The sequence below is a fragment of the Mameliella sp. AT18 genome, assembly GCF_028807275.1.
GTDB classification, from domain to species: domain Bacteria; phylum Pseudomonadota; class Alphaproteobacteria; order Rhodobacterales; family Rhodobacteraceae; genus Antarctobacter; species Antarctobacter albus.
The window spans coordinates 1-14239 of the sequence record NZ_JARAMO010000046.1 but is presented as its reverse complement, the minus strand read 5'-3'; the positions used below and the strand labels follow the sequence as shown (position 1 = coordinate 14239).

The 14239-nt window shown below is 65.5% G+C and carries 14 protein-coding genes and 1 pseudogene; 6 read left to right on the top strand and 9 right to left on the bottom strand.

Annotated elements, in window-relative coordinates; translation table 11 throughout:
- From PVW46_RS06120 to PVW46_RS06100, 5 genes are all read right to left on the bottom strand, one after another.
- Window positions 1-566: ATP-binding cassette domain-containing protein (locus tag PVW46_RS06120; RefSeq protein WP_274575231.1), on the bottom strand; the 566-nt coding region annotated here is incomplete at its 3' end.
- Window positions 563-1750 carry an ABC transporter permease gene (locus PVW46_RS06115; protein WP_083242252.1) on the bottom strand — a complete coding sequence of 396 codons (1188 nt, stop codon included), beginning with the start codon at window positions 1748-1750 and terminating at the stop codon, window positions 563-565. The genes PVW46_RS06115 and PVW46_RS06120, both read right to left, overlap by 4 nt.
- 3 nt (window positions 1751-1753) lie before the next feature.
- Window positions 1754-2842 (bottom strand): microcin C ABC transporter permease YejB, encoded by a 1089-nt coding sequence (locus PVW46_RS06110; protein WP_043136473.1) that lies wholly within the window; start codon window positions 2840-2842, stop codon window positions 1754-1756.
- 1 nt (window position 2843) lies between these two features.
- On the bottom strand, window positions 2844-4784 hold the full coding sequence (locus PVW46_RS06105) for an extracellular solute-binding protein (protein WP_083242267.1): 1941 nt from the start codon (window positions 4782-4784) through the stop codon (window positions 2844-2846).
- Window positions 4785-5007: 223 nt separating this feature from the next.
- Window positions 5008-5520 (bottom strand): c-type cytochrome, encoded by a 513-nt coding sequence (locus tag PVW46_RS06100; protein WP_069209155.1) that lies wholly within the window; start codon window positions 5518-5520, stop codon window positions 5008-5010.
- A gap of 123 nt (window positions 5521-5643) precedes the next feature.
- Here PVW46_RS06100 and PVW46_RS06095 point away from each other — a divergent pair, with 123 nt between their 5' ends.
- On the top strand, window positions 5644-6477 hold the full coding sequence (locus tag PVW46_RS06095) for a prephenate dehydratase (protein WP_043136480.1): 834 nt from the start codon (window positions 5644-5646) through the stop codon (window positions 6475-6477).
- A 258-nt stretch (window positions 6478-6735) separates the two neighbouring features.
- On the opposite strand, the gene PVW46_RS06090 is transcribed toward PVW46_RS06095, so the two are convergent.
- Complete coding sequence (locus PVW46_RS06090; protein ID WP_069209154.1) at window positions 6736-7191, bottom strand: methylated-DNA--[protein]-cysteine S-methyltransferase; 456 nt, start codon at window positions 7189-7191, stop codon at window positions 6736-6738.
- A 132-nt stretch (window positions 7192-7323) separates the two neighbouring features.
- On the opposite strand from PVW46_RS06090, the pseudogene PVW46_RS06085 reads away from it, so the two are divergent.
- Window positions 7324-8343, top strand: a pseudogene (locus PVW46_RS06085) (NAD(P)-dependent oxidoreductase); the annotation flags it as partial.
- Window positions 8344-8373: 30 nt separating this feature from the next.
- On the opposite strand, the gene rfbD reads toward PVW46_RS06085, so the two are convergent.
- The 3 genes from rfbD to rfbC are packed head-to-tail and all read right to left on the bottom strand — an operon-like array spanning window position 8374 to window position 10825.
- The gene (gene rfbD / locus PVW46_RS06080) at window positions 8374-9219 is read right to left on the bottom strand and encodes a dTDP-4-dehydrorhamnose reductase (RefSeq protein ID WP_069209152.1); all 846 of its coding nucleotides are present in this window, start codon (window positions 9217-9219) and stop codon (window positions 8374-8376) included.
- Window positions 9216-10259 (bottom strand): dTDP-glucose 4,6-dehydratase, encoded by a 1044-nt coding sequence (gene rfbB / locus PVW46_RS06075; protein WP_069209151.1) that lies wholly within the window; start codon window positions 10257-10259, stop codon window positions 9216-9218. The genes rfbD and rfbB overlap by 4 nt, the downstream gene beginning before the upstream one ends.
- Window positions 10256-10825 (bottom strand): dTDP-4-dehydrorhamnose 3,5-epimerase, encoded by a 570-nt coding sequence (gene rfbC / locus PVW46_RS06070; protein WP_069209150.1) that lies wholly within the window; start codon window positions 10823-10825, stop codon window positions 10256-10258. Before rfbC ends, rfbB begins: the two co-directional genes overlap by 4 nt.
- 161 nt (window positions 10826-10986) lie before the next feature.
- Between rfbC and rfbA the strand changes: the two genes are divergently transcribed.
- The 4 genes from rfbA (at window position 10987) to PVW46_RS06050 (ending at window position 14190) form a co-directional block, all read left to right on the top strand.
- Window positions 10987-11862 (top strand): glucose-1-phosphate thymidylyltransferase RfbA, encoded by an 876-nt coding sequence (rfbA, locus tag PVW46_RS06065; protein WP_069209149.1) that lies wholly within the window; start codon window positions 10987-10989, stop codon window positions 11860-11862.
- Window positions 11859-12641, top strand: a complete 783-nt coding sequence (locus tag PVW46_RS06060) for an enoyl-CoA hydratase-related protein (protein WP_069209148.1) — start codon at window positions 11859-11861, stop codon at window positions 12639-12641. The genes rfbA and PVW46_RS06060 overlap by 4 nt, the downstream gene beginning before the upstream one ends.
- Window positions 12641-13159, top strand: a complete 519-nt coding sequence (locus tag PVW46_RS06055) for a thioesterase family protein (protein WP_069209147.1) — start codon at window positions 12641-12643, stop codon at window positions 13157-13159. Before PVW46_RS06060 ends, PVW46_RS06055 begins: the two co-directional genes overlap by 1 nt.
- A gap of 62 nt (window positions 13160-13221) precedes the next feature.
- Window positions 13222-14190: an SMP-30/gluconolactonase/LRE family protein gene (locus PVW46_RS06050; protein WP_069209146.1), complete on the top strand. Its 969-nt coding sequence runs from the start codon at window positions 13222-13224 to the stop codon at window positions 14188-14190.
- Window positions 14191-14239 lie beyond the last annotated feature (49 nt).

Here is a 14239-nt window from a genome sequence, read left to right as displayed (position 1 = left end):
TGGATCGTCACGTCGAGCGCGGTGGTCGGCTCGTCCGCGATCAAGAGTTCCGGCCCGTTGGCCAGCGCCATCGCGATCATGACCCTCTGCCGTTGCCCGCCCGACAACTGGTGCGGGTAGGACCCCAGCCGGCTTTCGGGGTCTCGGATGCCGACTTTGGTCAAGAGTTCGATGATCCGTTCGCGGGCCTTGGCGCCGGTCAGCCCCTGGTGCAGTTCCAGGCTCTCGCGGATCTGCTTTTCCAGCGTGTGCAGCGGGTTGAGCGAGGTCATCGGCTCCTGGAAGATAAAGCTGATGTCATTGCCGCGCACGTCGCGCAGGCGCTTGTCCGCGGCGCCGATCATCTCGGCCCCGTTGTAGAGGACCGAGCCTTCGACACGGGCGGAGTCCCCCAGCAGGGACACGGTCGACAAGGCGGTGACCGACTTGCCAGAGCCGGACTCGCCCACCAGCGCGACGGTTTCGCCCTTCTGGATATCAAAGGACACGCCCTTGACCGCCGGGATGGTCTGCCCATCCTGGCGGAAGCTGACCTTGAGGTCGCTGACCTGAAGCAATGCGCTCATGAGAAGGTTTTCCTGGGGTCGAATGCGTCGCGGACACCTTCGAAGATGAAGACCAGCAGCGACAGCATGATCGCGAAGACCGTGAAGGCGGTGAAGGCCAGCCAGGGCGCCTGCAGGTTCTGTTTCGCCTGCAGGGTCATTTCGCCCAGCGACGGCGCCGAGGAGGGCAGGCCGAAGCCGAGGAAGTCGAGCCCCGCCAGCGTCGAGATCGTGCCGGTGACGATGAAGGGCATGAAGGTCAGCGTCGCCACCATCGCGTTGGGCAGCATGTGCCGGAACATGATGGTCCAGTTAGAGACCCCCAGCGCCTTGGCCGCGCGGACATATTCCAGGTTGCGCGCACGCAGGAATTCCGCCCGCACCACGCCCACCAGCGCCGTCCAGCCAAAGAGGATGGTGAGAAAGACCAGCAACCAGAAACTTCGCCCCAGGATCGCGAAGAGGATGATGATGATATAAAGCGACGGTGTCGCTCCCCATATCTCGATCACCCGCTGAAAGATCAGGTCCAGCCAGCCGCCGAAATAGCCCTGTAGCGCCCCGGCCACGATGCCGATGACAGAGGCGCAGGCTGTGACGATCAGCGTGAACAGGATCGACAGGCGGAACCCGTAGATGACGCGCGCCAGCAGATCGCGCTTGCCCTTGTCGGTGCCTAGCCAGTTCTGCTCGTTCGGAGGCAGGGGTGCGGCGCCACGCCGGTCCACGGGCGTGTCATAGCTGTAGGGGATCAGCGGCCAGAGGATCATCCCCTTGTGGAAATTGTCATCCGTCAGCACGCCGGCCTCGGCGTTCTCGATCAACCCGTCGGGATCGTCGAAACAGGCATCCAGCCCGCCGGTGATAATGAGGCAGCGCACCTCGGGATCGCGATAGGCGGCCTCTGTCCGGAAATCGCCGCCGAACTGGGTTTCGGGGTAGAAGTTGAAGATCGGGGTAAAGGTCTCACCGCGATAGCGCACCATGATCGGCTTGTCGTTGGCGATGAACTCGGCAAAGAGCGACAGGCCGAAAAGGATCACGAAGATCCACAGCGACCAGAGGGCGCGGCGGTTGCGCTTGAAGTTGTTCCAGCGCCGCTGGTTCAGCGGCGACAGGGAAAACAACCCTTTTTTCGGCTCCGGCGGCACGGTGACGGCGGGCTGCGTGTCCGGGGTGGTCTCGGGCTGGGGATTCGCGACCATGTCTCAGCCCTCCCGCTTTTCGAAGTCGATGCGCGGATCGACGACCACATACATCAGGTCAGAGATCAGCCCGACGACAAGCCCGATCATCGAGGTGATGAAAAGCGTGCCGAAGATCACCGGGTAATCGCGCGCCACCGCCGCCTCGAAGCCAAGGCGCCCAAGGCCGTCGAGCGAAAAGATCGTCTCGATGATGATGGAGCCGCCGAAGAAGACGCCGATGAAGACGCCCGGCAGACCGGCAATGACGATCAGCATGGCGTTGCGGAAGACATGGCCATACAGAACGCGATCCTCCGACAGGCCCTTGGCGCGGGCGGTCATGACATAGTGCTTCTTGATCTCGTCCAGAAAGCTGTTCTTGGTCAGCAGAGTCAGCGTCGCAAAGGCAGAGATGGTCGAGGCGGTGATCGGCAGGGCGATGTGCCAGAAGTAGTCCGCGACCTTCATGAAGATGTTCAGGTCTTCCCAGTTGTCGGAGACCAGCCCGCGGATCGGGAAGATCTGCCAGTAGGAGCCCCCGGCAAAAAGCACCAGCAGCAGGATCGCAAAGAGAAACCCGGGAATGGCATAGGCGACGATGATGATGCTGGAGGTCCAGGTGTCAAAGCTGGTGCCGTCGCGGACGGCCTTGCGGATGCCCAGAGGGATCGAGATCAGGTAGGCCAGCAGGGTCGACCACAGCCCCAGAGAGATCGAGACCGGCATCTTTTCCAGCACCAGGTCGATCACGCCGATCGAACGGAAATAGCTCTCGCCGAAATCGAGGCGGATGTAATTCCACATCATGTTCAGGAAGCGTTCCAGCGGCGGTTTGTCGAAGCCGAACTGCCGTTCCAGGTCTGCGATGTATTCCGGTGGCAGGCCCCGGGCGCCCGCATAGGTTTCATCGCCCGGGGTCATGCTGCCGGCATCGGGGGAGTCCGAGCCGCCGGCAAAGCCGCCGAACACGTCGCCCTGGCCCTCGATCTGGGCAATGATCTGCTCGATCGGGCCGCCTGGCACGAATTGGACCAGCACGAAGTTGATGATCATGATCCCCAGCAGCGTGGGGATGATCAGCAGTATGCGTCGGAGAATGTAGGCTCCCATGTCAGTCCAGCTGACCTTCCGCCTTGAGCGCCGCTTCCTTCTCGGGGTTCACCCACCAGAAGCTCAGATAGCCCAGTCCGTAGGGCGGGATCTGTTCGGGGCGTTCGTACATGTCGTAGTAGGCGACCCAGTGGTCGGCGATATACCCGGTCGGGATCACGAAGAACTCGTAGCGCAGCGCGCGGTCCAGAGCCATCAGCGCGACGTCGGTATCCGCCTGGCTCTGGGCGTCGAAACTGGCCTCGATGATCGCGTCGACCAGCGGGCTGGCAAGGCCCGCGGGGTTGAACAGGCTGAACTCGGCCTCGCGCGATCCGTACATCTGCGTCAACCCGCCGCCGGTGGACAGGAAGGCGCCATAGCGGGTGGAGTACAGCACGTCGTAATCGCGTTCACGGCGGCGCAGCGTGTATTGCGAGGGGTCGATCCGTTCAAAGGTTGCATCGACACCGATCTGGACGAGGTTGCGGACAAAGGACTCATGCATCGCCTCGACCGAGGGTTCGATATTGGTCGGGATCAGCATGTTGACCTTCAGCGTCTCGCCATCCGCATTGCGGCGGATGCCGTCGTCGCCCACTTCCCAGCCGGCCTCGGACAAGAGCCGCGAGGCCGCGCGCAGGTTGCCACGGTCGGGCAGGCGGGCAGGGTCGGAAGAGTGCATCACCCGCACCGGTTCTTCCAGAAGGTCCGCGGGCACGATGTCACCCAGGCTTTTGAGGAACTCCAGTTCCGCGCCCTCGGGCACGTCCTTGGCCTCGACCGGGGTGCCCTCGACGAATGAGCTGCGCGGAGAATACAGCCCGTAGAGCAGCGACTCGTTCGACCACTCGAAGTTGTAGGCAAGGGCAATCGCCTCGCGCACGCGCTTGTCCTGCAACTGCGGCTTGGCCAGGTTGAAGACGAACCCGGTCGGGTTCGGCGGGCTGCCGTCGGGGATTTCCTCCAGCTTGACGACGCCTTCATCGACCTTGGGGAAGTTATAGGCGGTCGCCCATTGCTTGGGATCGCTTTCCACCTTGAAGGTATAGGTCCCGGCCTTGAACGCCTCGAAAGACGCGGTCTGGTCGGCGAAATACTCGACCCGGATGCTGTCGTAATTGTAGCGGCCGGCGTTGTAGGGCAGGTCCTTGCCCCAGTACTCGGGATCGCGTTCATAGACGATGTGACGGTTCACCTCGTAGGTTTCCAGCTTGTAGGGGCCGGACCCCAGCGCCACCTCCAGCCGCGGCTCGTCCAGGCGGCGGTTTTCCGGGTCGGCCTCGAACCATGCCTTGGAAAACACCGGGGTCGAGCCCACGGTCTCGATCCGCGACCGCTTGGTCAGTTCGGGGTCGAAGGTGAATTTGACCGTGTAGGTGTCCAGCGCCTCGGCGCTTGTGACCATGCGACCGACCGCCTGCGCGTAGGACGGCAGGCCCTGGGTGATGAACAGCTTGTGCGAATAGACCACGTCCTCGGCTGTGACAGGGGTGCCGTCCCAGAACTTGGCGTCCTCACGCATGTGAAAGATCACCCAGTCGCGGCTTTCGGGGTATTCGATGCTCTCGCAGAGGATGCAGTAGTACTGGCCAACCGAATCCTCGACCGACTCGATCAGCTGGTCATACATCACGGTGGTCAGGGTGCCGGGGCGGCCCTTGCGCGAATAGGGGTTGAGGCTGTCGAAGGTGCCGGTGGCGCCGATCACCAGTTCGCCGCCCTTGGGGGCGTCCGGGTTGACGAAATCGAAATGCGCATAGTCCGCCGGGTAGTCCAGGTTGCCGAAATAGGAATAGCCATGCGAGGTGACGATCTTTTCGTCTCCGTCCTGCGCCAGAGCGGCCACGCCCAGCAACGCCACGCCGATGGCAAGGGCCCCGGTGGCGACGAACCGAAGGTCCGGCAGGGCGCGGGCCCGGGTCGTGCTGCGGCGATGTGGTCGTTTGGCCTGGATCGTCATGGTCATCTCCCTGTCAACCGGCGGTTCGGCCCGGTAATTGAGCGGTATTCTTTGTTAATTCTAAGCTAAGTTTTCCGCGCGACCACATTCAAGACGAGATTACGGAAACGTCAACGCCTTAAGGGGGCTCCGCCACCGTGTCGGCGGCAGCCTGCGCGGCAATTGCGCATGAAAAAGGCCGCCCGGTCGGGGCGGCCCTTTGAAAGCGCGCGATGCGGTCGGATCAGCCGCCGGTCGTCTGCAGGTAGGCGATCAGGTTCACGCGATCCTCGGCCTTGGGCAGGCCGGCAAAACCCATCGCGGTGCCGGGTGCGAAGCCGCGCGGGTTTTCGAGGAAGTGGAACAGGTTTTCCGGCGTCCACACGTCCGCCGCCTGTTCCAGGGCGCCCGAGTAGCCAAAGCCTTCCACGGCATCCACAGCGCGTCCAACCACACCGTCGAGGTGCGGGCCGACGGCGTCGGAGCCGTCCAGCTTGTGGCAGGCGCGGCACTTGCCCCAGACGCGTTCGCCCTTGCCGGCGTCGGCCGAGGCCATCAGCGCGGCGAAATCAACCTCTTCCTCTTCGACGGGTTCGCCTTCTTCCACCTGGATCGCAAACCCTGCGGCATGTTCTTCGCCGCCGTGGCCGCCGCCGGTGTGGTACAGGCTCTCCGCAGCCCATTTGCCCATCAGGAAGATCAGCAAGGCGCCGCACAGGCCGCCGACGATCTTGGTAAAGGTCATGGTATCGAACATGGGAAGCCCTGTCTGCTTGGATCTCTGTCGGGCGCGTATCTATTGCTTTCCATCCCCTTGGGCAAGCGGTAGAAGGCGCGACCAATCGCCCGCGTGCGGCGGGATTTGCGACGAGGGCCACAGATGACACAGCGGATCGCCTTCCAGGGAGAGCTTGGCGCCTATTCCCACCAGGCCTGCACCGAGGCCCGTCCGGGCGCCGAGGTGCTGCCCTGCCGGAACTTCGAGGACGTGATTTCCGCGGTGCGCGAGGGCCGGGCGGACCTTGCCATGTTGCCGGTCGAGAATTCCACCTACGGGCGCGTCGCGGACATTCACCGGCTGCTGCCGGAATCGGGCCTGCGCATCGTCGACGAGGCCTTTGTGCGCGTGCACATCAGCCTCATGGCACTGCCCGGCGTGCAGATCGAGGAGCTGGAGCGGGTGCGCGCGCACCTGGTGCTCTTGCCGCAGGCGCAGAGTTTCCTGTCGAAATACGGCATCCAGGGAATCGCCGCGGCGGACAGCGCCGGGGCAGCCGCCGAGCTGGCCAAGGCGGAACTGCGCGATGAGGGCGTGCTGGCATCGGACCTCGCGGCCGAGATCTACGGGCTGCACATCCTGGCCCGCCACATCGAGGATCACGCCCACAACACCACGCGTTTCCTGTTGATGGCGCCGGAACCCGACATCTCGCGCCGGGGCAGCCACGGGATGATGACCACCTTCATCTTCCAGGTGCGCAACATCCCGGCTGCGCTCTACAAGGCGATGGGCGGTTTCGCGACCAACGGTGTCAACATGACCAAGCTGGAAAGCTACATGGTCAACGGCTCCTTCACCGCGACGCAATTCTATGCCGACATCGAGGGCCATCCCGAAGATCCCGGCGTCAAGCGCGCGCTCGAAGAGCTCGATTACTTCACCGACATGCTGGACATCCTGGGCGTCTATCCGCGCGACCCCAAGCGCGACTGATCCCGGCCCGTGGCTCAGACCGCGTGGGGCCGGTTGATGCTGGGGGCGGTTGCCGAGGGCTGGGCGGGATCACAAGCAGGATGATCCGGTTTCCAAGGGCAGACATCTTGTGACGTCAGGACATTCCGTCCAGGCCGGATCGGGGGCGGCGGATACACTCAAATCCGGGTTTATGCCGGGTCGGACAACCAAAAGCGTGTCGATCAGCATGGAAAGGCAGCCGTCACCAATTCTTTGGCGACGGATGGAGCTGCCCCGTCAGATCAGCAATCCGCCCGCCCCCTCGTGACGCAGCAGCCAGACCTTGGTCTCGACCCCGGCGCCGCCGGAAAACCCGCCCAGCCCGTCGCGGCCCAGCACGCGGTGGCAGGGGATGATCAGGGCAATCGGATTGCCGCCACAGCCGCGCCCCACTGCCTGTGGCGGCGCGCCAAGGGTGCGGGCGATGTCGCCATAGGTCAGGGTCTCGCCAAAGGGGATCGCGGCGATCTGTGCGCAAACCTGCTTCTGAAAGGGGCTTGCCGCCACCCGCAAGGGCAGGTCGAAGGTGGTCAGGCGCCCGGCGAAATAGGCGGCCACCTGGTCCGCCGCGCGTCGCAGCAAGGGCGTGTCGTCGCTTGCATCGCTCCGGGTCCAGGTGGCCCGGGTTATGGCGCCTTCGGTTTCGGTGATCTCGAAGGGGCCGGTAGGGGTGTCGATGCAGGTCCGCGGCATCAGTCAGCCCAAACCCGGATCGCGGCGTGCCGCCGGCGCTGTGCCAAGGGGGCGAGGCCAGTCAGTGGGTTCTGCCGGGGGCTATTGCTGGGCGACGTCATGCCGAAACGCTAGGGGCCTGCGACGCGGCGCACAAGTTTCATGTCGCAAACGGTGCGGACCGGGCACAGGGTGTCGTCGCAGGCTGGCCACAAACAGGAGGTACGGATGCAGACGGGATTCATCGGACTGGGCGCAGTGGGCGCCAAGCTGGCAGGCAACCTGCTGCGCAACGGCGTCGGACTGACGGTCTTCGACCTCGACGAGACGCGCCTGGCCGGGATGGTCACGGCGGGCGCCGAGGCGGCGGCATCGGCGGCAGAGGTCATGACCCGCTGCGACGTGGTCATCACTTCCTTGCCCAGCCCCGCCGCCTCGGAGGCGGTTCTGGCCGAGATGCTGCCCGAGATGGGGCTGGGCAAGACCTGGGTCGAGATGTCGACCACCGACCCGGCGGTGATCGTGGCCCAGGCGGCGCGGGTGTCCGAAACCGGCGCCGTCGCCATCGAGGCACCGGTCTCGGGCGGGTGCCACCGGGCGGCGACGGGCAATATCTCGGTCTTTTGCGGTGCGCCGCGCGACAGTTTCGAGGCGGTTCTGCCGCTTCTGACGATCCTCGGGCGACAGGTGCTGCACACCGGCGAGGTCGGCACCGCCTCGCGCCTGAAGGTCATGACCAACTACCTGGCCACCGCCAACCTGCTGACGCTGTGCGAGGCCCTGGCGACGATGCAGGCGGCGGGGCTGGACATGGCCACGACCTATGAGGCAATCCGCATTTCCTCGGGCAATTCCTTTGTCCACGAGACCGAAAGCCAGCTGATCCTGTCCGGCAGCCGCGACGTGGACTTCGCGCTGGACCTGGTGATGAAGGATATCGGCCTGTTCCAGGCGCTGGCAGATGAGCATGGCGTGCCGCTGGAACTCTCGCCGCTGGTGATCTCGATGATCCGCGACGGCCAGCAGCGGATGGGCGACCGGGCCCAGTCCGACCGGATGATCGAGCGTCTGGAACACGCGGCGGGCCTGTCCGTACGGGCGCCAGGCTTTCCCGAGGTGCTGGTGGACGAAGAGCCGCCCGCGCGCGGCGCCGAGGTGGTGGTGCGGCGCTAGCCTCGGCGCAACGCGTGCGTTGGGCGCGGCCTAGAGGCGACCGAGGTCCCGCAATACCTCGTCGAGATCCGCCTGCCAGTCCGGACGGCCCAGGTTGAAGGCCCGCATAAGCGCCGTGTTGTCGAGACGCGAGTTGTGCGGGCGGGCCGCCGGGGTGGGGTAGGCGCTGCTGGGAATATCCGCCACCTTGGGCGTCAGCCCTGCACGGGCAAAGATCGCGCGGGCGAAATCGGCCCAACTGACATCCGGCCCGCCGGAAAGATGATAGGTGCCGGTCCTGTCCGGATGCTGACACAGCGCCTCTGCCACGGTCAGGCAAACCCGCGCGATGGCGGCGGCAGAGGTGGGGCCGCCCACCTGGTCGGCGACGATACCCAGCCGGTCCCGTTCCGCGCCCAGCCGCAGCATCGTCTTGACGAAGTTGTTGCCATGCGCGGAAAAAACCCAGGAGGTCCGCAGGATGGCATGAGGGCCGCCCGCCGCGCGGATGCCGGTTTCGCCGGCCAGTTTCGACCGGCCATAGGCATTGATCGGACAGGTGGGATCGTCCGGCGACCAGGGGCGGGTGCCCGACCCGTCAAAGACATAGTCGGTCGAGATATGGACCAGTGGGGTCCCGGTCTCGGCACAGGCGCGGGCCATCGCGGCGGGGGACGCGCCGTTGATCGTGGTGGCCAGCGGCTCTTCGTCCTCGGCCCGGTCGACCGCCGTGTAGGCGGCGGCGTTGATGACGACCCGGGGTCGGCGGCTGCGGATCGCTTCTGCGCAGGCCTCGGGGTCCGCCAGATCGGCCTGGTCGCGCCCCAAGGCGGTGACCTCTCCCAGGCGTTGCAACTCTGTCGCGACCTGTCCGGTCCGGCCGAAGACCAGGATCATGCGCTCACCCCCAGCCGCTCTCCCACCCCTTGCCGGGCCTGCAGGGCCCGCCACCACGGCTCGTTCGCAAGATACCAGTCGACGGTCCTTTCCAGCCCTTCCTCCACCGTCACCGAGGGCCGCCAGCCCAGTTCGGCGCGGATGCGCGCCGGGTCGATGGCATAGCGGGCGTCATGGCCGGGCCGGTCGGTGACGAAGGTGATCAGGTCGGCATGGGACCCGCTGTCGCGCGGGCGCTTCCGGTCGAGGATCGCGCAGAGCGTCTGCACCAGTTCCAGGTTCGTGCGCTCGTTCTCACCGCCGATGTTGTAGCTGCGCCCTACCGCGCCTTTTTGCACCACGAGGAGCAGGGCCTCTGCGTGATCCTCGACATAAAGCCAGTCGCGCACGTTCGAGCCGTCGCCGTAAATCGGTAGCGGCTTGCCCGCAAGCGCGTTCAGGATCACCACCGGGATCAGCTTTTCCGGGAAATGGAACGGCCCGTAGTTGTTCGAGCAATTGGTCAGGACGACGGGCAGGCCGTAGGTTTCGTGCCAGGCGCGCACCAGGTGGTCCGACCCCGCCTTGGACGCCGAATAGGGCGAGCGCGGATCATAGGGTGTTTCCTCGGTGAACTGTCCTTCCGGCCCCAGAGAGCCAAAGACCTCGTCGGTGGAAATATGGTGAAAGCGGAAGCCCTCGGGCCGGCCCGCGCGGGTCCAGTAGGCGCGCGCCGCCTCCAGCAGGTGAAAGGTGCCCATGACATTGGTGTCGATGAAGGTGCCCGGCCCGTCGATCGAGCGGTCGACATGGCTTTCGGCGGCAAGGTGCATCACCGCGTCCGGGCGATGCTGCGCGAAGACCCGGTCCAGCGCGGCGCGGTCACGGATGTCCGCATGTTCAAAGGCATAGCCGGGATCGTCCGCGACCGAGGCCAGGTTGTCGAGACAGGCGGCATAGGTCAGCGCATCCAGGTTCACCACCTCGTGCCCTGCGGCAATCGCCTGCCGCACCACCGCCGAACCGATGAACCCGGCGCCGCCCGTGATCAGCAGTTTCATGCTGTGCCTTCCCATGCGAACGGGCTGTTGAGCTTGTTGAACACTGGCGCCGCGGCGTCCTTTTCGCTCAGGATCGGAGGCCCCTCCAGGCCCCAGTCGATGCCGATGGCCGGATCGTCGAAGCGCACCGCACCTTCGCAGTCGGGGGCGTAGTAATCCGAACACTTGTAGATCACTTCGGTGTCGGGCGCGCGCGTGACGAACCCGTGCAGGAACCCGCGTGGCACAAGAATTTGCCGTCCGTTCTCGGCACTCAGCTCCACCCCGATCCAGTTGCCATAGGTCGGAGAGCCCACCCGGATGTCGACCGCCACGTCGAACAACCGCCCGCGCCCGCAGCGCACCAGCTTGTCCTGGGCATGGGGGGGCGCCTGGAAATGCAGCCCGCGCAGGGTGCCGGCCTCGGCCGAGAGCGAGTGGTTGTCCTGCACGAAATCCAGGTCGATCCCGTGTTCGGCCATGCGCTTGCGGTTCCAGCTTTCGCTGAAATAGCCGCGCGCATCGCCAAACCGGCGCGGCGTCAGGATGAGCACACCAGGCAAGGCTGTGGCTTGAACGTCGAGCATAGGGCCCCCATCGGTGCAGAGTTCGACGCCCTTTTAACCAAGTCAGGCGGCAACAGTAAGGCGCAAGCGGGGCGTCAGGGCACTGATTGTTTCCCCTTTCGCCACACTCTTGACAGAGTAGGGGGGCACTAGGGCGGAACGCAGGGATTTCAGGGGGTCGCATGACCAGGCGCAAGGGCATCATTCTGGCGGGCGGATCGGGCACACGGCTGTACCCGATCACGATGGGTATCTCGAAACAGCTGGTGCCGATCTACGACAAGCCGATGATCTTCTACCCCCTGTCGGTGCTGATGCTGACCGGCATCCGCGAGATCTGCATCATCACCACGCCACAGGACCAGGACCAGTTCCGCCGCACGCTGGGTGATGGCAGCCAGTGGGGACTGTCGCTGGACTATGTGGTGCAGCCTTCTCCGGACGGGCTGGCACAGGCCTATCTGCTGGCCGAATCCTTTCTCAATGGCGCGCCCTCGGCTATGGTGCTGGGGGACAACATCTTTTTCGGCCACGGGCTGCCGGAACAGCTGCGCACCGCCGATGCGCAAGAGGCGGGCGGCACGGTCTTCGGCTACCGGGTCGCCGATCCGGAACGCTACGGCGTGGTGGACTTCGGCCCCGATGGCACGGTGCGCTCGATTATCGAGAAGCCGACCAAGGCACCGTCACCCTACGCGGTCACCGGGCTCTATTTCCTCGACGGCAGCGCACCGAACCGGGCGCGCGCGGTTGCCCCCTCGGCACGTGGAGAGCTGGAAATCACGTCGCTCCTGGAGATGTACCTGCACGAAGGGCTACTCAACGTGCAGCAGATGGGGCGCGGCTATGCCTGGCTGGACACCGGCACGCATGGCTCGCTCCTGGATGCGGGCAATTTCGTCCGCACCCTGTCGGAACGGCAGGGCCAGCAGGTTGGCTGCCCCGAAGAGATCGCTTATCAACAGGGCTGGATAGATGCGGATGCCTTGATGGAACGCGCCCGCATGTTCGGAAAATCCGGCTACGGCGCCTACCTGGCGCGACTGGTAGAGACATGAGCGATGTGACGACAGAGCGGCGCGGGCGCGTGTTGCTGGTGACTTTGGACCGGCCCAAGGCCAACGCGATTGACGCCGCCACCAGCATCGCGCTGGGTGAGGCGTTTCGCAGCCTGCAAGAGGACGACACGCTCTCCGTCGGCATCGTGACCGGGGGCGGTGAACGCTTCTTTTCCGCCGGCTGGGATCTCAAGGCCGCCGCCGAAGGCGAGGCGGCGGATGCATATCAGGGCGTCGGCGGCTTCGCCGGGCTGACCGAATACTGGGACCTGACCAAACCCGTCATCGCCGCCGTCAACGGGCTGGCGCTGGGCGGCGGGTTCGAACTGGCGCTGGCGGCGGACATGATCGTCGCCGCCGACCACGCCGAGTTTGCCCTGCCCGAGGCCACCATCGGCGTCGTGCCCGACAGCGGCGGGGTGATCCGCCTGCCGCGCCGCCTGCCGCGCGCGGTGGCGATGGAAATGCTGATGACCGGCCGCCGCGCCGGGGCCGAAGAGCTGCACCGCTGGGGCGTCGTCAATACCGTGGTGCCCGCGGATCGGCTTATGGACGCCGCGCTGGAGCTGGCAAACCGTGTCGCCGCCTCCGCGCCGCTCTCGCTGCAGGCGATCAAGGAAATCGACCGCGCCACCGACGGGCTGGGCGATTGCGCAGCCTTTGACCGCATGCGCGCCGGCAACCTCTCTGCCTACGGGCGCGTCTACGACAGCGAAGACGCGGTCGAGGGCATCGCCTCGGTGTCCGAAAAGCGCGATCCGGTCTGGAAGGGCCGCTGATGCTGGAGACCGAAACCTTCCTGCACGACTGGACCGGGGAGATCGCGGCCCCGCTGACACTGGTGCGCAACCGGGTCAAACCCGACTGGGTGGACGAATACCGCCACCTGAACATGGCCCACTACCTGACCATCTGCGACCAGGCAAACTGGGCCTTCTGGAACTGGATCAACGCGCCCGTCCAGACGATCGAGGCCCGCGCGGGCCATGAATACGCCATCGTCGAGAACCACGTCACCTATACCGGCGAACTGGCCGAAGGCGCGGCGTTTTCCATCCAGACGCAGCTTCTGGACCTGGACGTCAAGCGGTTCGTCCTCTTCCACCGCGTGCTGGACGCCGATGGCAGGCCAAGCGCCACCAACGAGACCAAGATGCTGGGCTTCAACCTCGACACCCGCCGCGCCGAGGCCTGGCAGCCGCAGGTCGCCGAAAGGCTGGCGCAGGTGCTGGCGGCACACCGCGCGCTGGGCACCCCGCCCGAGGCCGGGCAGGGGATCGCGCTAAAGCATCGCTGAGCCTTTACAATCGCGCGGCCACGCCCGAGTTTCGTCTCCACGTCAGCAGGAGGAGACGACAGGTGAGCGACAAGGACCTATTCCCGAACGGCTGGGCGCCGACGACGCGCTATCCCGACCCGGCGGTGCAATCGCTCGATCCAGCCTTCGACAAGTACCGCCTGCCGCTGGCGGGGATCGAACGGCTGGCGACGGGCCTGCGCTGGGCCGAAGGCCCGGCCTGGTTCGGCGACGCCCGCCACCTCCTGTGGAGCGACATCCCCAACAACCGCATCATGCGCTGGACCGAGGAAACGGGCGCCGTCAGCGAATACCGCGCGCCGTCGAACTACGCCAACGGCCACACGCGCGACCGGCAGGGCAGGCTGATCTCCTGCGAACATGGAACGCGGCGCATCACCCGCACCGAACATGATGGCACGATCACCGTGCTGATGGACAGATTCGACGGCAAGCGCCTGAACTCGCCCAACGACATCATCGTGAAATCAGACGGCTCGATCTGGTTCTCCGACCCGGTGTTCGGCATTCTCGGAAACTACGAGGGCTACCGCTCTGACCCCGAACTGCCCGAGGCGGTCTACCGGCTGGACCCGGAAACGGGGCAGGCCTCCCTGGTGGCCGACGGCATCCTCGGCCCCAACGGCCTGTGCTTTTCGCCGGACGAAAGCCTCCTCTACATCGTCGAATCCCGCGGCACGCCCAACCGCAAGATCCTGGCCTATGACGTCGGTGCGGACGGGCAGAGCCTGTCCAACCGCCGCGTTCAGATCGACGCGGGGCCGGGCACACCGGACGGGATGCGCTGCGACGTGGACGGCAACCTCTGGTGCGGCTGGGGCATGGGCGATCCCGGTCTCGACGGGGTCATGGTCTTCGCGCCCGACGGGCGCCCCATCGGGCGCATCGCCCTGCCGGAACGCTGCGCCAATGTCTGCTTCGGCGGGCGCGCCAACAGCCGCCTGTTCATGGCCGCCTCGCAATCTCTCTACGCGCTCTACGTCAACGTCGCGGGCGTCAAGGGCGGCTAGGCCACACCGGGACTACGCAAGTTTCTTTGGGCCGAAAATACCTCCGGGG